Raw genomic sequence first — 21,777 nt, forward strand, 5'->3', positions numbered from 1 at the left:
CGTGCTGGCCTTCGCGGCTTTCATGAGCCGCCTCCAGACGCGGGACTGAAAAAAAGGCCGGGATTCATTCCCGGCCTTTTGCTTCTTACTTCGGTTTTACGAACTTCAGCGTCATGCGGTCGCTTTCGCCGATCGCCTGGTACTTGGCGCGGTCGGTATCCTTGTTCGTGTAGGTCGGCGGCAGCGCCCACACGCCTCCCTTGTGATCCGCCGTATCCTTCGGGTTGGCGTTCACCTCCGACTTGCCGGCCAGTTTGAAACCCACGCTCTCCGCCAGCTTCACCACGTAAGCCTCGTGCACATAGCCCGAATCCGGCTCCGCTGGGCGCGAGGCGGGCAGGCGGTGCTCCACCACCCCGAACACGCCGCCCGGCTTCAGCGAGTCGTACACGCTGGCAAAGAGCTTCTTCATGTTCGCTTCGCCGGTCTCGGTCCAGTTATGGATGTTGCGGAAGGTGAGCACCATGTCTGCGCTGCCGCGCGGCGCGTAGCTGTAGACGCCTGCCGCGGGTTCGAAGGCGCCCAGCTGCACCTTGGAAAAGGCGGGGTTGGCGTCGAGCTTCTGCTGGAAACGTACCGCGCCGCGGCGCACGTTCTCGTTGCTCGAACCCGGCGTATTCCCGGCAGCAATCAGCTTGCCCTGCTCCTTCAGGTAGGGGCCCAGGATCTCCGTATACCAGCCGCCGCCCGGCGACAGCTCCACCACCGTCATATTGGGGCGGATGCCGAAGAAAGTCAGGGTCTCGTAGGGGTGGCGGTACACGTCGCGCTTCACGTTCTCCGGTGTGCGCTGGCTGCCTGCGATGGCTGCCTTCAGCGCCTCGTCGGCCAGGGCCGCGCCGGAAAAACTGCAGGCCAGCAGGGCGGCCGCAAAGACTCGTTTCATGCTCTTCTCCATGTGATGTGGGGGAATGCCGCCCCGATGATGGTGTAACTCACGGTTGCGGTCAAGTGTCCGCACCGGACACCGTGCGGACACTTTGCGGACAGGCGGACAGCCATGTCCGCCCCGGCGTCCAGCGCTGGCGGGCTTGCTTTCTCTTGCGTTTGTGGCACATTAATTGCGTTAGTCGGCACGCTGCTCAGGTACTTACATCACCCCTGGAGATAATATGGAACGACGCGCATTTCTCAATTTCGGCGGTCTTGCCCTCGGCGGCCTGCTGCTCCCCCCATTCGGCCGCGCCATCGCCGCCGAGGAACTGCTCAAGCCCGCCGACGTGAGATTCAAGAAGATGCTGGCCGATACCGCCATGGGCGCCGCCACGCAGGCTGGCGCCAGCTACTGCGACGTGCGCATCGGGCGCTACCTGAACCAGTTCATCACCACGCGCGACCTGAACGTGGAGAATGTCACCAATACCGAGTCGGCGGGCGTGGGCGTGCGCGTGATCGCCAACGGCGCTTACGGCTTCGCGGCCACCAACGACATGTCGCCGGACGGCGTGGCTGGCGCCGCGCGCCAGGCGGTCGCCATCGCCAAGGCGAATGCCAAGCTGCAGTCCGAAACCGTGCAGCTCGCACCAACGCCGGGCGTCGGCGAAGTATCCTGGAACACGCCATACACCAAGGACTGGCGCACGGTGCCTATCAAGGAAAAAGCCGAGATGCTCATCGCGGGCAACAAGGCTGGCATGGAAGGCGGCGCCTCCTTCATGCAGTCGCTGCTCTTCCAGGTGAACCAGCAGAAGTACTTCGCCTCGACGGACGGCTCCTATATCGACCAGGACCTGCACCGCCTCTGGATGCCTTTCGTGGCCACGGCTGTGGACAAGGCGAGCGGCAAGTTCCGCTCGCGGAACGGCCTGTCCACGCCGGTGGGCATGGGCTACGAATACCTGGACGGCCGCAAGGAGGACAAGCTGAAAGCGGCGGGCGGCGTCACCACCCTGTACCGCAAGTCCTACGACCTGATCGAAGATGCGCGCGCCGCAGGCAAGCAGGCCAAGGCCAAGCTCACCGCCAAATCCGTGGAGCCGGGCAAATACGACCTGGTGCTCAGCCCCGAACATATGTGGCTCACCATCCATGAATCCGTGGGCCACCCCACGGAGCTGGACCGCGTTCTCGGCTACGAGGCCAATTACGCGGGCACCAGCTTCGTTACCCTGGACAAGTGGCAGAGCAAGAAGTTCAAGTACGGCTCGGACCTCGTGAACATCGTCGCGGACAAGACCGAACCGGGCTCCCTGGGCGCCGTGGGCTACGACGACGAAGGCGTGAAGTGCAAGCGCTGGGACATCATCAAGGACGGCGTTCTGGTGAATTACCAGGCCACCCGCGACCAGGCGCACATCATCGGCGAGAAGGAATCGCACGGCTGCTCGTACGCGGACAGCTGGAGCAGCGTGCAGTTCCAGCGCATGCCCAATGTCTCCCTCAAGCCCGGTGCGAAGAAGCTCACGCCGGACGAAATGATCAAGGACGTGAAGAAGGGCATCTACATCGTGGGCGACGGCTCGTTCTCCATCGACCAGCAGCGCTACAACTTCCAGTTCGGCGGCCAGCTGTTCTACGAGATCAAGGACGGCAAGATCACCCGCCAGCTGGAAGACGTGGCCTACCAGGCCAACACCCAGGAGTTCTGGAACGCCTGCTCCGCCATGTGCGACGAGCGCGACTGGCGCATGGGAGGCTCCTTCTTCGACGGCAAGGGGCAGCCATCGCAGGTGAGTGTCGTGTCGCACGGCTCGAGCACCACGCGCTTCAACGGCATCAATGTGATCAACACCGCACGCAAGATCGGCTGAGGGGAGGAACGATGAAGATTCTGAATCAGGACGAGACCCGCCGCATCAGCGACAAGGTGCTGTCGCTCTGCAAGGCCGACGAATGCGTGGTGACGATCAACGGCGCCCGCACCGGCAATGTGCGCTATGCGCGCAATGCCGTATCCACGGCGGGCCTGGTGGAGGATACGCAGCTGAGCGTCTCCGTCGCCTTCGGCAAGAAGCAGGGCACGGCGAGCATCAACGAATTCGACGACAAGTCGCTGGAAAAGGTGGTGCGCCGCGCCGAAGACCTGGCCCGCCTGGCGCCGGAGAATCCGGAATTCATGCCCACGCCGGACAAGCAGGCCTTCCGCGCATCGAGCACCTTCAGCGAGAAGACGGCCGCCATCGATCCCGAGTACCGCGCCCAGGTGGCGGCCTACAGCATCGAGCAGAGCCGCAAGAACAAGCTGGTGGCGGCAGGCTTCTTCACCGACCGCACCTCCTTCGAGACCGTGGCCAACTCGCGCGGCGTGTTTGGCTACCAGCAGCAGACCGGCGTGGACTTCACCTGCACCGTTCGCACCGAGGACGGACGCGGCTCCGGATGGGTGAGGCGCGACGCCAACGACGTCGCCCGCTTCGACCCGCGCGCCGCTTCCGATATCGCCATCGAGAAGGCCTTGCGCTCCGTCGATGCCAAGGCGCTGGAGCCGGGCCGCTACACCGTGATCCTGGAGCCCGCCGCATCGTCGGACCTCATGGCCTACATGTTCTTCGACTTCGACGCGCGCAGCGCGGACGAGGGGCGCAGCTTCCTTTCCAAGAAGGGCGGCAAGAACCGCCTGGGCGACAAGCTGTTCGACGAGCAGGTGAACATCTGGGCCGACCCCTGGGACAAGGATGTGCCGGTGCTGCCGTGGGACAGCCAGAACCTGCTGGCGCGCGAACGCATGGACCTCATCAAGGACGGCAAGGTCGCCAACATGAACTACTCGCAGTACTGGGCGAAGAAGCAGGGCAAGCGCGCCGTCGGCCAGCCGGGCAACATCATCATGGCGGGCGGCAGCAAGTCCACCGAGGAGCTGATCGCCGGGACCAAGAAGGGCATTCTCGTCACGCGCACCTGGTATATCCGCATGGTGGACCCGCAGTCCGTGCTGCTCACCGGCCTCACGCGCGACGGCACCTTCTACATCGAGAACGGCAAGATCAAGCATCCGATCAAGAACTTCCGCTTCAACGAAAGCCCCGTGACGATGCTGAACAACATCGATGAACTGGGCCGTCCGGAAGTGCTGTCGGGAGATGAAAGCCCCTTCCAGATGCTGATTCCCTCGATCAGGGTGCGGGACTTCAACTTCACTTCGCTGTCCGACGCGGTTTAACAGGAGAGCAAGTGGAACGCCGCACCTTCCTCAAAGTGAGCGCCGCCGCGGGCGGCGCCCTTCTGATTCCCGTTTTCGGCGAGGCCATCGCCGAAGAGCAGCTGATCAACCCCATGGCCGTGGCCTTCAAGAAGTCGCTGGCCGATGCGGCCATGAACGCGGCAACGAAAGCCGGTGCAAGCTATTGCGACGTGCGCATCGGCCGCTACCTGAACCAGTTCATCACCACGCGCGACCTGAACGTGGAGAACATCGTCAACACGGAATCCAGCGGCGTGGGCGTGCGCGTCGTCGCCAACGGCGCCTACGGTTTCGTGGCCACCAATGTGATGACGCTGGACGCCGTGGCCGATGCGGCGCGCCAGGCGGTAGCCATTGCCAAGGCCAACGCCCGCCTGCAGTCCGAGCCGGTGCGCCTGGCGCCGGTGAAGGGCGCCGGCGAAGTCGCCTGGGCTACGCCTTTCACCAAGGACTGGCGCACCGTGCCCGTCAAGGAAAAGGCTGAAATGCTCATTGCGGCAAACAAGGCTGGCATGGACGCCGGCGCGTCCTTCATGCAGTCCATGCTCTTCCAGGTGAACCAGCAGAAGTATTTTGCATCCACCGACGGCTCCTATATCGACCAGGACTTCCACCGCCTGTGGGTGCCGTTCACCGCCACGGCGGTGGACAAGGCCAGCGGCAAGTTCCGCACGCGCGACGGCCTCTCGTCGCCAGTGAGCATGGGCTACGAATTCCTCGACGCGAAGCCGCAGCACAAGATCCGCGCGGCGGGCGGCGTGACCACGCTGTATAACGGCTCCTACGACTTGGTCGAGGATGCGCGCGCGGCGGGCAGGCAGGCAAAGGAAAAGCTCACGGCCAAATCCGTTGAGCCGGGCAAGTACGACCTGGTGCTCAGTCCCGAACATCTCTTCCTGACGATCCACGAGTCCGTGGGCCATGCCACGGAGCTGGACCGCGTGCTCGGCTACGAAGCCAACTACGCAGGCACCAGCTTCGCCACCCTGGACAAGTGGGAGTCGAAGAAATTCCAGTACGGCTCGAAGATCGTCAACTTCGAGGCGGACAAGAACACTCCGGCCTCCCTCGGCTGCGTGGGCTACGACGACGAAGGCGTGCCAGCGAAACGCTGGGATATCATCAGGGACGGCGTGCTGGTGAACTACCAGGCCACGCGCGACCAGGCTCACATCATCGGCGAGAAGGAGTCGCATGGCTGCTCCTTCGCCGACAGCTGGAGCAGCGTGCAGTTCCAGCGCATGCCCAATGTCTCGCTCAAGGCGGGCAGGAAGAAGCTGGCGCCGGACGAAATGGTGAAGGACGTAAAGAAGGGCATCTACATCCTGGGCCGCGGCTCCTATTCCATCGACCAGCAGCGCTACAACTTCCAGTTCGGCGGCCAGCTGTTCTACGAAATCAAGGACGGAAAGATCACCCAGCCCCTGGGCGACGTGGCCTATCAGGCGAATACCCAGGATTTCTGGAATGCGTGCACCGCCATGTGCGATGAGCGCGACTGGCGCATGGGCGGCTCCTTCTTCGACGGAAAGGGACAGCCATCGCAGGTGAGCGCCGTGTCCCACGGTTCCTCCACCACGCGCTTCAACGGCATCAACGTGATCAACACCGCCCGCAAGATCGACTAAGGAACGCACCCATGAAACTGCTGAACCAGGAAGAAGCACAGACTATCGCGCGGAAGGTGATGGCGCTGTCCAAAGGAGACGAATGCCGCGTGGCCATGAGCGGCAGCCGCAAGGGCAACGTGCGTTATGCGCGCAACAGCGTGTCCACTGCGGGGCAGGTGCAGAACACCCAGCTGTCCGTCAGCGTCGCCTTCGGCAAGCGCCAGGGAACGGCCACGATCAACGAGTTCGACGACAAGTCGCTGGAAAAGGCCGTGCGCCGCGCGGAGGAAGTGGCGCGCCTCGCGCCGGAGAACCCGGAGTTCCTGCCCGCCATCGGCAAGCAGGATTTCAAGCCGTCCGCCACCTTCAACCCGAACGCCAGTGCCTTCGATCCTGAATACCGCGCCGAAGTGGCGTTCCAGAGTATCGACGCCGCCCGCAAGAAGGGCCTTGTTGCCGCAGGCTTCTTCTCCGACCACACGGGCTTCGAATGCATCGCCAACTCGAATGGCGTTTTCGGCTACCAGGAGCTGGCCAGCCTGAACTTCACCCTTACCGCGCGCACCGAGGACGGCAGCGGTTCTGGCTGGGTAAGCCGCGCCGCCTACGATCCGAAGCAGTTCGATGCGCGTTCGGCGTCCGAGGTGGCAATCGAGAAGGCGCTGCGCTCGGTCGAAGCCAAGGCGCTGGAGCCGGGCCGCTACACCGTGATCCTGGAGCCGAACGCTTCCTCCGACCTGCTGAACTTCATGTTCGGCGCCTTCGACGCGCGTGCGGCGGACGAGGGACGCAGTTTCCTCGCCAAAAAAGGCGGCGGCAACCGCGTCGGCGACAAGCTGTTCGACGAGCAGGTGAGCGTCTGGGCCGATCCGTGGGACCCGAACGCGCCCGTGCTGCCATGGGACCAGAGCTCGATGATGGCACGCGCCCGTACGGACCTTATCCGCGACGGCAAGGTGGCATCGCTGGAATACAGCCGCTTCTGGGCCCAGAAGCAGGGCAAGGCGGCCACCGCGAGCCATGGCAACATCATCATGGCGGGCGGCAGCAAGTCCACCGAGGAGCTGGTGGCCAGTATGAAGAAGGGCATTCTCGTCACGCGCACCTGGTATATCCGCATGGTCGATCCCCAGTCCGTGCTGCTGACAGGCCTCACGCGCGACGGCACGTTCTATGTGGAGAACGGGCAGATCAAGTACCCAGTGAAGAACTTCCGCTTCAACGAAAGCCCGGTCGCCATGCTGAACAACATCGAGGAGCTCGGCAAGCCCATGCTGATCGGCGAAGCGGACTCCCGTTTCCGCATGATGGTGCCAGCGATGAAGGTCCGGGAGTTCAACTTCACCTCGAAGTCGGACGCGGTCTGACGCCATGGCGGCATACGATTTCTACTTCACGCGCCTGAGCTACGAGTCGGGCGACTGGGATGTGGACATCCGTATGCCCAGCAATGTGCTCAATTCCCTGGTGGAGTACACCACCCTACGCGTGGATACCGTGGAGCGCATTGTTGCGCTTTCCGATCCGAAAATGCTGGAAGCTCCGTTCTGCTACCTGGCAGGCCACAAGCTGGTGCAGTTCACGGCGGCGGAGCGCCGGAACTTCGAACGCTACGTGAAGGGCGGCGGCTTCGTATTCGTGGACGACTGCAACCACGATATCGACGGTCTGTTCGCCAAGTCCTTCGAGGCCGAGATGGCGAAGATCTTCGGCCCAAGGGCGCTGCACAAGATCCCGAACAGCCATCCGGTCTATTCGAGCTTCTTCCAGTTCGACGGCCCGCCCAATACGAGCGTGGAGCTGAACGGCTGGGGCGATGATCTCGTGCACGACTATCTGCGTGCAATCGAGATCGGCGGCCGGGTGCGCGTCCTGTACAGCAACAAGGACTACGGCTGCGAGTGGGATTACGATTTCCGGAACAAGCGGTGGCTAGCGGTGGACAACACACGCTTTGCTGTCAATATCATTCAATATGCGCTGGGAGCATGACGTGTCCGAGAGCGGGTGGAACGAAAACGAGATCGCGGGCCTGACCGCGAAAGTGGCCGCACTGAAGGCCAGCATGGGCAAGGTCATTATCGGCCAGCAGGAAGTGATCGACTCGCTTGTGATCTGCCTGCTGGCAGGCGGGCATGCGCTGGTGGAGGGAGTGCCGGGCCTGGGCAAGACCCTGCTCGTCAAGTCGCTGGCGCAGGCGACCAGCATGCAGTTTCGCCGCGTGCAGTTCACGCCCGACCTTATGCCGTCCGACATCGTGGGCACGGAGATCCTGGAGGAGGACACGGCCACGCGCAAGCGAGAGTTCCGCTTCCAGCAGGGCCCCGTCTTCACGCAGGTGCTGCTGGCGGACGAAATCAATCGTGCGCCGCCCAAAACGCAGTCCGCGCTGCTCGAGGCCATGCAGGAGCGCGCGGTGACGTTCGCGGGCCAGACGCACGCCCTGCCAAAGCCGTTCTTCGTGCTCGCCACGCAGAACCCCATCGAGCAGGCGGGCACCTATCCGCTTCCCGAGGCGCAGCTCGACCGCTTCCTCCTGCGCATCGACGTCGGCTATCCCAGCGAGGACGAAGAGATCGCAATGGTGGCCGCCACCACGCACGCAGGCCTGAACGATGCACCTGCCGCCATGGACGTGGCCACGCTGCTGCGGCTTCAAGCGCTGGTGCGCGAGATCCAGATCGGGGACCATCTGCTGCGCTACGCCACGAGGCTGGTGCGGGCAACGCGCCCGGCGGAAAGCACTGTGCCGATGGTGCAGAAGCATATCGGCTGGGGAGCTGGCCCGCGTGCGGGGCAGGCGCTGGTGCTTGCCTCCAAGGCGCGCGCGCTGATGCAAGGCCGCCTCGCCGTGACGCGCGATGATATCGCCGCCATGCTGCTGCCGGTGCTGGCCCACCGTGTGCTGCGCAACTTCGAAGCCGAAGCGGACGGCGTTGCTATTGCCGACGTCCTGGCTGCCCTGCGCGAGCATATCCGCCCAGACTAGGCATGCTGGATACCTCGGCGCTGCTCGCGCATTCCGCGAACCTGGACCTCGTCATCCGCCACGTGCTGGCGGGACTGGGCCACGGCATCCATGCGGGCCGCGAACGAGGCGCCGGTGTCGAGTTCTCCGAATACCGCGCCTACGCGCCCGGCGACGAATGGCGCCGTGTGGACTGGAAGCTGCTTGCCCGCGCCGACCGCTACTACGTGCGCGAGGCGGAGCGGGACAGCCATGTCGCCGTCTGGCTCTGGCTCGACGCCAGCGCCTCGATGGCCGAGCCAAGCCGTTCCGTTGAGGGTTTGGACAAGCTCTGGTTCGCGCGCACGGCGCTGGCCTGCGTCGCCGCCATTGCGCAGCGCCAGGGCGATGCTTTCGGCCTCATCGTGTGCTCCGATGGCAAGGCCGAGTTCACGCCCGCCTCGCGCGGACCGCGCCAGCTCCAGCGCGTGCTTTCCGCGCTGTCGCGCACCAGAGCGAGCGGACGGCTGCCCAGCGAGGCGGCAACGCGCGGCGCCATGCAGTTCCTTCACGCTCCTGCCATGGTGTTCGCCGCCAGCGACTTCCTGGACTGGCCTTCTCCTCTGGGCGAATCCCTGCTGCGCCTGCGCAGGATGCGGCACGACGTGCGGCTGCTTGCCCTGCAAACGGAGGCCGAAGCCACGGGCGGTTTCAGGAACGGCGCAGCCTACCGCGACCCTGAACTGCCGGAAGGCCTGCACCGGTTCGACAAGGAAGGGCGCGAGAGTTATGTGGCATCCCTCTCCGCGCACATGACTGCCGTGTCTGCAGCATGCCGGAAGAACGACGTGCCGCTGGCGATGGCCTGCATCGAGCAGCCGCTGGCGCAAGTGCTGCGGCAGTGGCTGCGGACGGAGCGGCTGCGATGATTTCCATGCTTCAGCCGCTGTGGTGGTTTGCACTGCCCCTCCTTGCTCTACCCCTGTGGTGGCATATGCGGCGGCGCGAGCGTACGAAGACCGAGGCGCTGGCCACTGCCCGCTTCCTGCCGCAGGCGGCGCCGCAGCAGCAGCGCGTGCCGCAGTGGATCGACAGGCTACTGCTCCTGCTACGCCTTCTGCTCCTTTTGAACCTTATCGCATGGCTCGCGGTCACCGTGTTCCCCTGGCGGGGTGATACCGTGCTTGTGCACGAAAATCTGGGACGCGATGTGGTGGCGCGCGAGAGCGCGGCGGCGGGCATGGCTTCCGCCAGCGTCGTCGTGCTGCCGCCCGATCCGCTGGCATGGCTGGAAGCCCACCGGTTTGAGTTCCGGCGCAACGCCAGGCTGCTGATCCTCGCGCCCGGACTGCCCATGCCTGCCCGCCGTCCGGAGCCCGGCCTCGCGCTGACTATACGCGTTCTTCCTCCCGCCGGTACCGAGCCCCTGCGGCCCGCGGTGCGCCATCTGGTGCTGGCGACAACCGGCGAGCGCGAGCCGCAGTGGCGCGCGATGATCGCCGCATTCGCGGCCGCAGGCGAGCGCCATGAGATCGCGCAGGCGCCAACGCCGGAAACGGAGCTGGTGATCTGGGACCGCCCGGGCGATCCGCCTGCCGGATGGCGGGCGCCCCTGTGGTGGCGTACCTCGGCGCCGCCTGCCGGCGCTATGGCCGTGGCCAGCGCCGGCATCCGGCTTGCAGTGGCGGATACTTCTCAGGGCCGCAGCTGGAGCTCACCCGACTGGCCCGCACAGGACCCGGATAAGGCGCGAGCGATCTACGAAGCCTGGCGGCAGCTGGCCTTTGAACCCGCGCCATACCGGATGCCTTCTGCCGAATTCAGGGCCTCAGGCAGCGCCACCGCGCCGGAGGCCCGGCCGTCGGCGTGGCTCGCCCTGTCCATGCTTGCGCTGTTTATCCTGGAAAGAGTTCTGGCTCATGCGCGCCGAAACTGACTTCAGCGCCTCCATACTGGCGGCGCTCCACACCGCCGTGGTGCGCCGCCGCGCTCCCGGCTGGGTGCTCGCATGCCTGCCGCCTCTGTGCGTCCTGCGATTCACGCTGGTATGGCAAGGCTGGATCACGGGCGCCGCCGGTGCGCTCCTGCTGGCGGCGCTTGCGTGGATAGGATGCGATAAGGCGCAGCTTCGTAAGCGCGTACGGCGGGAATGGACTTCCTGGCTGGACGCCGCCTACCCGCAGCTCGAGGACAGCAGTGCGCTGCTGGCGACGGCGCCAGCGGGCGCTGTCGCTCGGCTACAGCGCAGCCGCATCGTGGCCCGCGCCGAAGAACAGCTCGACGCCGCCGCGTGCAGGCGGCTGGTGTCCAGGCATATAAGGCTCAACCTCGTTCCCTTTGCGCTGGCGGCTTTCGCCGCGCTGACCCTTGCGGTGCTGGGCGCCGCGCCGAAGGCCTCCCGCCCGCAGCAAGCGTCTCCCGCCGGCGTGAAGACGGTAACGCCCGTGGCGGAACTGGTCTTGCATATCGCTCCGCCGTCCTACACCGGTGGCAAGCCGTACTCCACGCAGCCGCGCGACTTGCAGGTGCCGCAGCATTCATCCCTGCGCTGGTGCGCGCAAGGCGCGGAAGCCCGTGTGGAGATGAGCGATGGAAGCAGCCTCGCAATCCGTGCGGGCGAGTGCGCTGGCTGGGTGGCGGACCAGTCGGTGTTCTGGCGCAGCGGAGGCCAGGCTTCGCAGCGCTTCAATATCCGCGTGCTGCCGGACCAGGAGCCTGTAGTGACTGTTGTGGCGCCCGCGGAAGCGGTCACCGTATTGCCGAAGGAAGCCCAGTCGGTCAGGCTTGCCGTGAACACGAGAGACGATTACGGCATCGAACGGGCGACCTTGCACCTGACGCTTGCGCGCGGCAGCGGAGAGAACATCCGTTTCAGCGACCGTGAAGTGCCCCTGCCGCGCGGCGCCGATCCGCGAGTGCGAAACTGGCAGAAGGTGTGGACGCTGGCGGAACTCGGCATGGAACCGGGCGATGAGCTCTATTTCTTCGTCCGTGCAAGCGATAACGCCCCGGAGCATCCGCACACCGTGCAGACGCCAACCTACACCCTGCGCCTGCCGGGGCCGCAGCAGGAATCGCTGGACGCCACGGCGCTGCCCAGCATGGTCAAGCCCGAGAACCTGCGCAGCCAGCGCCAGATCATCATCGACACGGAACAGCTTCTGGCCGACATGCAGGCGAAGAAGCTGAGCGCCGCAGTCGTGCGCGAACGTAGCGAAGGCATTGCGGCCGACCAGGCGCAGTTGCGGCGCCGCTATGGCCAGTTCCTCGGCGAGGAATCCACGCTGTTTGCGGATACCGATCATGATGAGCATGACCACAAGCCCATGAGCGCCAACACCAACCTCGCGGCGCAGTTCGGCCATGCGCACGACATGGAAGACAACGCAACGATCTTCGACCCGCAGACGAAGACGGTACTGCGCCGCGCCATCACCGCCATGTGGGACGCGGAGAAGGCGCTTGCGGCCATTACGCCGAAGTCCGCGCTGGCGCCGGAGTACAAGGCGCTCGACGCCATCAAGGAGCTGCAGCAGGCGGAGCGGATCTACCTGCACCGCACTGCCTTCGCTCCGCCAGCCATCAAGGAAGAGAAGCGCCTGAGCGGCGACGCTGTCGGTGCCCAGAGCTACAAGCGCAGACAGGCGGCTGCGCAGGACCCGATTCCTGCCGAAGTCCGTGAACTGGTCCAGCAATTGTCCGGCGACGCGCCGCTGCCCGCGCTCTGGCGCAAAACGGCGAACGAGGCGTTTGCGAAACTGGCGGACGACGAATCCCGGCTGGCGGCGCAGGCCGCCGCGCAGGACGTGGCCGATGGCTGCGCCGCCTGCCGCGCGCCGCTGCGCGCATGGCTGCGCAGCACCCTCACCGAGCCGCCAGTGCTCCTGCAAGGGCGGACCGCAGTGCGAACCCGGTTCGGCACAGCGCTGCAGGAGGCGCCGCGATGAACCCCATGCTGCTGTCCATCGCAGCGCTTGCCGTGGGAGCGCTCAGCGCCTGCCTCTACCTGCTTCGCCGCCGCTGGCCCGATGCTGCGCTGGCGCTGATGGCAAGCGTAGGCCTCGCTGCGCTGATCGCGCCGCAGCCGGGCGTGCTTCCGGCGCGCACGTTCACACTGCACACGGAAGAGGGCAGGCAGAGCCCGCCGTCAACGGCGGAAAGCTTTGTTGTGGAGGGCCATGGCCTGCGCGCGGCAGAGTGGCACGATCTTCCGGCACGGCCCATCCGGTGGCGCGAGCCGAAAGCGGAGATGCTTTGGCTGCAGTTCCCGCGTACCGTCGCACTCGGGCGGCAATTCGAACTGATGGTGCGGCGTGCCGACGCGGAAGCCGGATGGCGCCTGCAGCTGCTGGCCGAGAATGGGCGGACCCTGGCCGAAGCGACGGCACGTGCGCCTGCTAACGAGCTTTCGCTGGCCTGGCTGCCGCCCGTCTCGGAAGACATGGTACTGAAGGCCAGGCTGCTCTCCGCCAGCGGCAGCACTATCGCCGAAGGGCCGGTGCCGCTGCGCGTGACCGAACCGGTACGCTTGCAGCTGCGGGGCCGCTTCGCCGCTCCATCCTTTGACCTTCGGGTTCTCAGCCAGCTGCTCGCGGACAGCGGCGCGGTGCTGGACTGGCAGACGCAGCTCGGCAAATCCGTGGCGCGCTCTGAACTGCCCTCGGAGCCGCTTTCGGCGCCGAACGGCATGATCGTGGATTCGGCATGGTTCGAAGGGCTCGGCGCCAGCGCGCGGGCCGCCCTGCTCGATGAGGTGGGCGAGGGGATGCCGCTTCTGGTGCTCGGCGCCAGCGCCGCCCAGCAGCAGGTGTGGCAGCGCGCGGTCGCCCTGAAGCTGGCAGCTGGCGAAAAGGACGATATGCGGCAGGTGGGCAATCAGCAGGGCAGGCTCGCGATGCCGCTGGCGCCCCTTGCGCCTGTGGGGGAAGGCCCCTGGACATCGGTAGCAAAGGATGCAGAGGGCAGGCCTTGGCTGTGGCAGCGCAGCTGGAAGAAAGGCCGCATCACCTGGCTGGGCTTGAGCGACTGGCACCGCTACGCCATCAGCCAACCCGCGCCGCTTGCTTACTGGTGGCAGTCCGTGCTGGACATCGCATTGCGCGAATCCTCGCAGGAGCGGGGCTGGCGATTTACGGACCCGATGCCTGTGCCGGGCTTGCGCACGGAATTATGCGCAGACGGTTTTGCAGCGGGTACTCCAGTCACGGTCGATGGGGTGGCCGTGCCGCCGCTGCAGCGGCGGCCCGAGAAGGCGGGTTCGGTGTGTACAGCAGTCTGGCCTGCGAAGGCAGGCTGGATGCAGGTCGCGGCAGATGGCCAAGCCGCAAAGCTGCACGTATTCGGTGAGGCCGACTGGCCCGCATGGCAACGCGCGCTGCGGCACGACGCCACTGCCCTGTATGCCGCGCGTTCGCGAAGCCAGCCGGCTCCTGTAAGGGAAGAGAAAACCGGGCAGCTTCTGCAGCTTGCCCGTTCGCTTGAAGCGTGGATGTGGGCGGCGATTATGGCCGCTTCCATGCTCGCGCTCTGGTGGCGCGAGCGGCGTTGACTCAGCTCCCTGCCCACCCGCTAACGTAAGCGGGCACGGGGCCCGTGAAGCCCGGTTCCGGAACAGCTTCGAGCCGCTGCTGCGCCATCGGCAGCACGCCCGCCCAGACCGGAATGGACATGTCTTCCTCATCGTCCTTCGGGCCGCCGGTACGCGCCTTGCACGCCGCTTCGTCCAGCGAAATGCGCAGCACGGTCGTTGCCGCGTACTCCTTGTCGTTCCCGGGCCGCACCTCCTGCTGGCGGCCGGGTGCGAGGTGTTCCATGAAAGCTTCCAGCGCCGGGTGTTTCTCGGCGTCCGGCACCAGCTCGAAGCGGCCGTAGACCATGGCGGAACGGTAGTTCATCGAGTGGTTGAACGCGGAACGGGCCATGACCAGGCCATCCACATGCGTCACCGTCACGCAGGCATCCTGCTCCATCAGGCGTTTCAGCATCCTGCTGCCGTTCGAGCCGTGAATGTAGAGATGCTCGCCGATCCGCCAGCACGCGGTTGGGATGCAATGCGCGCCATGCTCGTCCGCAAACGCGACATGGCAAACGTAGGCAGCGTCCAGAATGGCGTGCAGCAGCGCGCTGTCGTAGGAGGCGTTATGGGCGGCGCGGCGGACCTGGGTGCGGCCGGAAGGTGCGTTCATGGTTCCTTTTCCTTGGTGAGTGAGATCGCAATATAATGTGCTGCTGGCACCTGAGAAAGGTCCAGAACCATCCAATATCTTGGAGCCACGATGGATTACGCCCTGCTCATCTCCACCTTTACGCGCGAGAACGGACACCGGACCTGGCCGCGCCAGCGCCTGCTGCACGAGTGCCTGCGTTCCGCCATCCGCGACGGCACGCTGGCGCCGGGAACGCGCCTGGTTGCGACGCGTACCCTTGCCTCCGAACTTGGCGTGGCGCGCAACACGGTGCTCTACGCCTACGAGCAGCTGGCCAGCGAGGGCTTCGTGACGACGGACAAGCGCGGCACCATCGTTGCCACCATCGTGCCGGAGCAGGGCAGGAAGCGCGCTCCCGTGCCGCAGGCCGGCCTCTCCCAGCGCGCGCAGAACCTGCGCCGCCTGCACGCGCCTGCCAGCGTGGGCGGCGCCTTCGTGCCTGGCGTGCCGGACCTGGACAGCTTCCCCATGGCGCTATGGCGACGCATGCTGGACCGCGCCTGGCGTACGCTCGAGCCGCGCAAGCTCAATTACGGCAACCCCGCCGGTGAAATGACGCTGCGCGAGGCCATTGCGGACCATCTGCGCGCCTCGCGCGGCGTGGTGTGCGAAGCCGCCCAGGTCTTCATCACGGACGGAAGCCAGAGCAGCCTTGACCTGTGCGCCCGCGCCTGCGCCGACCAGGGAGAAACCGTGTGGGTGGAAGACCCAGGCTACGGCGGCGCTGTGGCCGCCTTCCGTGGAGCGGGCCTGAAACTGGAAGGCATTCCGGTGGACGAGGAAGGCATTGCGCCGCAGCCTGCGGACTGGAAGCGCCGCAAGCCGCGCCTGATCTACACCACGCCTTCGCACCAGTACCCGGTAGGCACGGTGCTTTCGCTTCAGCGCCGCATGGCCCTCATCGATGGCGCCCGCGCGGCCGGTGCGCTCATCATCGAGGACGACTACGACAGCGAGTTCCGGCACGACGGCCCGCCGCTGTCCGCGATGCAGGGCCTGGCGCCGGATGCGCCGGTGCTCTACTGCGGCACTTTCAGCAAGACCATGTATCCTGGCCTGCGCATCGGCTTCCTGGTGGTGCCACCCGAACTGGCTGAGCCGATGGCGACCATGCGCGCGCAGTCGGCCAGCAGCGGCCGCGCGGCGGAGCAGCTGGCTCTCGCGGAGTTCGTGCGCAGCGGCCAGTTCGCCCTGCACCTGCGGCGCATGCGCAGGATCTACGCGCAGCGGCGCGACGCGCTGGTGGAAGCCCTGGAGAGGCACCTGGGCGGCATCGCGGAAGTGCATGGCGCTTCGGCGGGTATGCACCTTTCCCTACGCTTCCGCGATGCGCGCATTTCGGATGTGGAAATCGGCCGCCGCGCCAGGGAAGAGGGCATCATGGTCAATGCGCTGAGCGCGCACGCCGTGGGCGGTGAGGCAGGATGGAATGGCTTGATGCTGGGCTACGCGCAGATACCTGCGGAGCAGATGGACGGACTGGTGAAACGGTTGGCGGCGATCATTCACCTGGCGGCATTCACCGCCAACCGGAAGGCTAATTAAAACGCCGTATCAAAGCGCACATACATGGAGCGGCCGTTCACGCCGAACGGGCAGGTCTCCCAGCAATGCGTGAAGCCCAGCTGCGGGAACGGAGCGGCCTTCACCTTGTCCCACTCGGTCGGGAAGGTGTCGAACACGTTGTTCACGCCGAAGGTCAGGCTGGTCTTCTTGCTGAAGGAATAGCGCACGGTCATGTCGAGCAGCCACTTGGCATCCCAGGTCTGCACGAAGTCGCCCGTGAAGCCCTGGCCCTTCACTTCGCCGTAGTAGTTGGCGCGGGTGTTGAAGTTCCATGGACCGCGGGTGTAGTCCGCAGCCAGCACGTGGTGCTGGCGCGGCTGGCCGTGTTCGATCAGCGTCACCTGCGCCTGGTCGAACAGCTGTTCGCCGGTGAGGATGCTGGAGGTCGAATGGCGGCCGGTCACCTCGGTCTTGTTGAAGCCCAGCTGGCCGGACAGCACCAGGGTGGCGCCAGGCATCTTGTTGGTGTGCTCGGCCACGATATCCAGGCCACGGGTCTTGGTATCGACCGCATTGGTGAAGAACTGGGCCTGGCCCACCTTCAGCGGCACCAGCACGTTGGCGATCGGGCCGCCGCCCGCTTCCGGAGCGATATTGCTGGAGAAGACGATGCGGTCCTTGATCTTGATCTGGTAGATGTCCGTGGTCACCGAGAAGTTCGGAGCCGGGCGCAGCACCAGGCCCACGCTGGCGTTACGCGAGGTCTCTTCCTTCAGCGGCTTGATGCCCAGGGCGCGGGTCACGGCGCTGTCCTGGCGCGCGGTCAGGGTTTCGGTCAGCACGCCAGCCGCATTCAGGTTGGTGGACACGGAGCTGTAGAACTCCTGCTGCACGCCCGGCGCACGGAAGCCGCTCGACACGCTGCCGCGCACGCCCACCTGCTTGGACGGATCCCAGCGGGCGCTGAACTTGCCGGTGGTGGTGTTGCCGAAGTCCGAATATTTCTCGTAGCGTACCGCGCCTGCCAGCAGCAGGGTGTCCACCGGGCGGTGTTCCACGTCCAGGTAGAGGGCGATATTGTGGCGGCCCGCATCCACGGCGGTGGCCGGCGTATAGCCCGGGAAGCCCTGGGTGCCGGAAGCAGCCACGCCCCCGGTCTGGTCGCGGATCACAACGGCCGGGTTGTTGGTGCGGCCGTACTGGTAGGAGACCGGGTCGCCTGCCACGATCTGGTAATTGTCCTCGCGCCATTCGAAGCCGGTGGCCAGGAAGATGTTCGCGCCGCCGATGTTCAGCGGGCCTTTCAGGTCGGCGTTGAAGGTGGTCTGGTCGAATTTCAGCTTGCCGGTATCGGCTTCCAGCGGCGAGGCGGCGTAGATGCCGCCGCCCGGCTTGGGCTCGTACCAGTAGCTCACGTTGATGGTCTGGCCTTCGTGGAAGCCCAGTTCGCTGCGGCCGTGGTTGACGCTGATGTCGGCCTTCCAGTCGTTTTCCAGGTCGCGGCGGTAGCCCACGGCGAAGGAAGCATCCTTCACGGTGGTCAGCAGATTTGGCAGGAAGCCGTTCGGATACACGGCGGGCACGGTGCGTCCGTCGCCGGCGGAACGGTAGAAGCCCGAGGAGTCGCCCTTGCGCTTGGAGGCGCCGCCGAAGGAATAGAATTCGCCCTTGGCATCGGTGGGCACTGCGGCGTTCCACCACAGGTAGGCGTCTTTCGCATCGCTGTCGCCGATGCGCTGGGTCACGCGCGGCGGCGACACGCGCAGTTCGTCGGGACCGGCGCGGTTGGTTTCCTTGCGGTGGCGGCCTTCCACCGACACGTTGATGTAGCCGCCGTTTTCGCCCAGCGACCAGCCGCGGTTTACGCTGCCGGAGATCAGGTCGCCGTCGCCTTCGGAGGTGGTGCCCAGGGTGCCGCTCAGGGCCGTTTCATTCACATTGGATTTCAGGACGATATTGATCACGCCTGCAATCGCGTCCGAGCCGTACTGCGCGGCGGCGCCGTCGCGCAGCACCTCGATATGGTGGATGGCGGACAGCGGAATCGCGTTGATGTCCGTACCGGCCGAACCGCGGCCCACGGTCTGCTGCACATTGACCAGGGCCTGCTGGTGGCGGCGCTTGCCGTTCACGAGCACCAGCAGCTGGTCCGGGCCCAGGGAGCGCAGCGTGGCGGGGCGGATGATGTCCGTGCCGTCGCTGATGAAGGTATTCGAGAAGTTGAAGGACGGGTCCAGGGTCTGGAGCAGCTTGCCCAGTTCCAGCGGGCCTGCCGTCTGCATGTCCTTCAGGTTGATCAGGCCCACAGGTGCCGCGGTGTCGAGGGCGGTCTTGGCGGCGGAGCGGGAACCCAGCACCACCACGGTTTGCTGTTCGGGGACGGCGGCGCTGTCGCTCTGGGCATAGGCGCCGCTGGCGGCCAGCAGCGCTGCGCTGGCAAGGAGGGTACGGCGGAACAGGAAGGGCTTTTTCATGGGCTTTTCTCTGGTTTGTATTGGCGAATGAATGACGCTCTGATATTGCTGCGCTGGCAATCCTAGCGCGCCCGGCCGCGCACCACCAAGGTGCATGTATCGTATTGTTGCGAGAATCGCACGGTCGTAAATATTGCGTGCTCATCATTAAAATTTACCGTAATCTTATGGCCCCATAACTAGTGGCTATCTACAAAAGACCTACCGTTCGGGACATTTTTCAGACAATTCCCCTTCCTCCTTAGCGTTAAAGTTGCCGTACGGCAAAATTCAAAGGAGCGAAGAATGCAAACGAAAACCATCAAAATGGCGGCAGCGGCGCTGCTGGCCTTCTCCGCCTGGAGCGGCGGCGCCCAGGCGCAACAGTCCAGCCAGTGGGTGACCGGCTACTACGGCGGCTACTTCTGGAGCAATCCCGACTACCAGGCGCCCCAGCACGTGGACATGACCGCGATGACGCACTTCGTCTTTGCGCGCATCGGCCCCGGAGGCGGCAAATTCGGCGGCCAGCCCGGCGAGGTGCTGTACGGCGCGGAGGACGCGCAGACCAACCGCCATATCGGCCCCGGCGCCCCCTACCGCACCGTGGAGCAGTTCATGATCGACAAGGCCCACCACGTGGGCACCAAGGCCCTCATCATGCTGGGCGGCGAGGGCGACAACGCGGGCTTCACCGCCTCCACCGCGCCTGCGGTGCGCGCCCAGTTCGTGAAGAACCTGGTGGACTTCATGGTGGCGCGCGACTACGACGGCATCGACGTGGACTGGGAAGGCATCGACAGCAAGGACACGGAAAGCCAGGCCCGCCTCGAACAGCTGATCATCGACCTGCGCGCCGAAGCGAACTCGCGTCCGCGCTACCAGGACAAGCCCGTCATCATCACCTTCCCGGCCGGCACGCTGAACCCGAACTACCAGAAGGCCAGCGCACACGATGCGCGCGTGGCGGCGCTGGTGGACCAGTTCAATATCATGAGCTACGGCATGGCATGGTTCGGCGAGGGCTGGGACACTACGACATTCGCGCCGCTGACCGGCCGCACCGGCTCGCGCCCCACGGACATCGCCAGCAGCGTGAAGCTGTATACGGACGCCGGTATCCCGCGCAGCAAGATCGGCATGGGCATCGGCTTCTATGGGCTGGCCTACAAGCCCCCGTTCACGCATCCCGGCATGGCGACCGCGGGCTACGACTTCAATTCCTTCTCCGTCAACGACGTGACCTGGAACTACGCGCAGCTGAACAAGCACGGCTATCTCTCGAACGGCATCTACGCTTTCGAAGCCTCGTCGCAGATGGGCTACCGCACCTACCCGGGCGGCGGCTACACGCCAACGACGCGCAATACCGGAACCACCGGCTACGTGAGCTATGAGGACGAGAACAGCATCGCCGCCAAGGGCGCCTGGGCGCAGAGCACCCGCGAGGGCGAAGGCGTGGGCGGCACCATTATCTGGCTGGTGAACTACGGCACCACCAACGGCACCAGCAATCCGCTGCTGTTCGCGGTGAAGAAGGCCTTCCTCGATCCGAACGCCACCGATCCGGGCCCGAACCCGAATCCCCTGCCGCCCGAGCCGCCGCCGCAGCTCTCCACCAGCCTGAACGTCAACAACGACTGGGGCAGCGGCTACTGCGCCGCTCTGGTGGTGAAGAATATCGGTGACCGTCCGGGCATCTGGTCGGTTTCCCTGCCCTTCAAGGACAAAATCAGCTCGCTGTGGGGCGGCGTCTATTCCGTGGCGGACGAGAAGCTGAACGTGTCGGGTGCGGAGTGGAACAAGTTCATCGAACCCGCCGAGACCCGCGAAGTGGGCTTCTGCGCCACCCGCAGCGCGCCGCCGCCATCGAACGATCCGCCGCCGCCCGCAGGCTCGCTCAGCGGCAGCGTGACCATCACCAACGACTGGACCAGCGGCTACTGCGCCAATATCGTGGTGACCAACAGCTCTTCGGTGAAGGCGGTGAACTGGTCGGTCCCGGTGCAGGTGGTGGGCACGGTGAACTCCCTGTGGAACGGCAAGTTCACGCAGAGCGGCAACACCATCCAGCTCTCCGGTCCTGACTGGGCCAAGGACCTGGCGCCAAACGGCAGCTACCGCGACGTGGGCTTCTGCGCCACCCGCTGATGTGTGAAGGGGTCGACGGCTACTGGTGGTCCAGCATCCAGGCCTTCAGTCCGTTGACCCAGTTCTTTGCGTTCATGTTGTACTGCTTCTTGATGGCGCCCGCCCGCTCGTAGAGCACGCTGAAGTCCAGCGAGGGCGACTGCTTGAAGGCGATCACGATCACATTCGCATCGTGCACCTCGGGCAGCCAGACCACGGCGTCGAACACCAGCTCCATGGCCTGGATGTTCTTGGCATAGTTGGAGAAATCCCCGAACACATTGGTGGTCATGATGCCGTCCGGCGCCAGGCAGTCGGAGCAGGCCTGGTAGAACTCGGGCGTGTCCAGCACGGGGCCGCGCGCCTCCTCGTCGTACAGGTCCGCCTGCAGCACGTCCACCTTGCCATGGTTGGCCGGATCGGTCACGAAATCCATCGCATCCATCTGCCGCACATGCAGGCGCCCGTCGTTCGGCGGCAGGGCAAACAGCTCCTCGCAGATGGCGATCACATTGGGATTGAGCTCGATGGCCGTCACGTCGGCATCGGGAAAGCGGCGGTAGCAGAACTTGGTGGCGGCGGCGCTGCCCAGGCCCAGCTGCACGATGCGGCGCGGATCCTGCTTGAAAAGCATCCACATCATCATCATGCGCACGTATTCCAGCTCGATCACATCGGGGCGCGAAAGGCGCATGGCGCCCTGCACCCACGAGGTGCCAAGGTGGAGGGAACGCACGCCCTCGTATTCGGTAATGGTGGCGGGAGGGTAGCCTGGCTGGTCGAAACGTCGGGTCATCATGGCGGC

At 65.3% G+C, this 21,777-nt stretch carries 16 protein-coding genes; 12 read left to right on the top strand and 4 right to left on the bottom strand.

Going from position 1 to position 21,777, the window contains the following annotated elements:
- Positions 1-85 precede the first annotated feature (85 nt).
- Positions 86-886 carry a class I SAM-dependent methyltransferase gene (locus LSQ66_RS23425; RefSeq protein ID WP_231767569.1) on the bottom strand — a complete coding sequence of 267 codons (801 nt, stop codon included), beginning with the start codon at positions 884-886 and terminating at the stop codon, positions 86-88.
- A gap of 226 nt (positions 887-1,112) precedes the next feature.
- Here LSQ66_RS23425 and LSQ66_RS23430 point away from each other — a divergent pair, with 226 nt between their 5' ends.
- From LSQ66_RS23430 to LSQ66_RS23475, 10 genes are read left to right on the top strand one after another with little or no spacing between them, the layout of a single operon-like run.
- The gene (locus tag LSQ66_RS23430; RefSeq protein ID WP_231767570.1) at positions 1,113-2,750 is read left to right on the top strand and encodes a TldD/PmbA family protein; all 1,638 of its coding nucleotides are present in this window, start codon (positions 1,113-1,115) and stop codon (positions 2,748-2,750) included.
- An 11-nt stretch (positions 2,751-2,761) separates the two neighbouring features.
- Positions 2,762-4,099 carry a TldD/PmbA family protein gene (locus LSQ66_RS23435; protein WP_231767571.1) on the top strand — a complete coding sequence of 446 codons (1,338 nt, stop codon included), beginning with the start codon at positions 2,762-2,764 and terminating at the stop codon, positions 4,097-4,099.
- 11 nt (positions 4,100-4,110) lie between these two features.
- On the top strand, positions 4,111-5,748 hold the full coding sequence (locus tag LSQ66_RS23440; protein WP_231767572.1) for a TldD/PmbA family protein: 1,638 nt from the start codon (positions 4,111-4,113) through the stop codon (positions 5,746-5,748).
- An 11-nt stretch (positions 5,749-5,759) separates the two neighbouring features.
- Entirely contained in the window at positions 5,760-7,097 is a 1,338-nt protein-coding gene (locus LSQ66_RS23445) for a TldD/PmbA family protein (protein WP_231767573.1), read from the top strand.
- A 4-nt stretch (positions 7,098-7,101) separates the two neighbouring features.
- On the top strand, positions 7,102-7,722 hold the full coding sequence (locus tag LSQ66_RS23450) for a DUF4159 domain-containing protein (protein WP_231767574.1): 621 nt from the start codon (positions 7,102-7,104) through the stop codon (positions 7,720-7,722).
- A gap of 1 nt (position 7,723) precedes the next feature.
- On the top strand, positions 7,724-8,719 hold the full coding sequence (locus LSQ66_RS23455) for an AAA family ATPase (RefSeq protein ID WP_269449115.1): 996 nt from the start codon (positions 7,724-7,726) through the stop codon (positions 8,717-8,719).
- A gap of 2 nt (positions 8,720-8,721) precedes the next feature.
- The gene (locus tag LSQ66_RS23460) at positions 8,722-9,606 is read left to right on the top strand and encodes a DUF58 domain-containing protein (RefSeq protein ID WP_231767575.1); all 885 of its coding nucleotides are present in this window, start codon (positions 8,722-8,724) and stop codon (positions 9,604-9,606) included.
- Complete coding sequence (locus LSQ66_RS23465; RefSeq protein WP_231767576.1) at positions 9,603-10,613, top strand: BatA domain-containing protein; 1,011 nt, start codon at positions 9,603-9,605, stop codon at positions 10,611-10,613. Before LSQ66_RS23460 ends, LSQ66_RS23465 begins: the two co-directional genes overlap by 4 nt.
- Complete coding sequence (locus LSQ66_RS23470) at positions 10,597-12,624, top strand: DUF4175 domain-containing protein (protein ID WP_231767577.1); 2,028 nt, start codon at positions 10,597-10,599, stop codon at positions 12,622-12,624. The genes LSQ66_RS23465 and LSQ66_RS23470 overlap by 17 nt, the downstream gene beginning before the upstream one ends.
- Positions 12,621-14,225: a hypothetical protein gene (locus LSQ66_RS23475; protein WP_231767578.1), complete on the top strand. Its 1,605-nt coding sequence runs from the start codon at positions 12,621-12,623 to the stop codon at positions 14,223-14,225. Before LSQ66_RS23470 ends, LSQ66_RS23475 begins: the two co-directional genes overlap by 4 nt.
- Before the next feature lies 1 nt (position 14,226).
- On the opposite strand, the gene LSQ66_RS23480 is transcribed toward LSQ66_RS23475, so the two are convergent.
- Complete coding sequence (locus LSQ66_RS23480) at positions 14,227-14,862, bottom strand: pyridoxamine 5'-phosphate oxidase family protein (protein ID WP_231767579.1); 636 nt, start codon at positions 14,860-14,862, stop codon at positions 14,227-14,229.
- A gap of 90 nt (positions 14,863-14,952) precedes the next feature.
- Here LSQ66_RS23480 and pdxR point away from each other — a divergent pair, with 90 nt between their 5' ends.
- On the top strand, positions 14,953-16,428 hold the full coding sequence (pdxR, locus tag LSQ66_RS23485) for a MocR-like pyridoxine biosynthesis transcription factor PdxR (protein ID WP_231767580.1): 1,476 nt from the start codon (positions 14,953-14,955) through the stop codon (positions 16,426-16,428).
- Here the strand turns inward: pdxR and LSQ66_RS23490 are convergent.
- Complete coding sequence (locus LSQ66_RS23490; RefSeq protein WP_231767581.1) at positions 16,425-18,863, bottom strand: TonB-dependent receptor plug domain-containing protein; 2,439 nt, start codon at positions 18,861-18,863, stop codon at positions 16,425-16,427. The two genes, pdxR and LSQ66_RS23490, sit on opposite strands and share 4 nt — an antisense overlap.
- Positions 18,864-19,148: 285 nt before the next feature.
- On the opposite strand from LSQ66_RS23490, the gene LSQ66_RS23495 reads away from it, so the two are divergent.
- The gene (locus tag LSQ66_RS23495; RefSeq protein WP_231767582.1) at positions 19,149-20,993 is read left to right on the top strand and encodes a glycosyl hydrolase family 18 protein; all 1,845 of its coding nucleotides are present in this window, start codon (positions 19,149-19,151) and stop codon (positions 20,991-20,993) included.
- Positions 20,994-21,012: 19 nt separating this feature from the next.
- Here LSQ66_RS23495 and LSQ66_RS23500 read toward each other — a convergent pair whose 3' ends face one another.
- Positions 21,013-21,771 (bottom strand): fused MFS/spermidine synthase, encoded by a 759-nt coding sequence (locus LSQ66_RS23500; protein WP_231767583.1) that lies wholly within the window; start codon positions 21,769-21,771, stop codon positions 21,013-21,015.
- Positions 21,772-21,777 lie beyond the last annotated feature (6 nt).

The organism is Massilia endophytica, from assembly GCF_021165955.1.
GTDB classification, from domain to species: domain Bacteria; phylum Pseudomonadota; class Gammaproteobacteria; order Burkholderiales; family Burkholderiaceae_D; genus Rugamonas; species Rugamonas endophytica.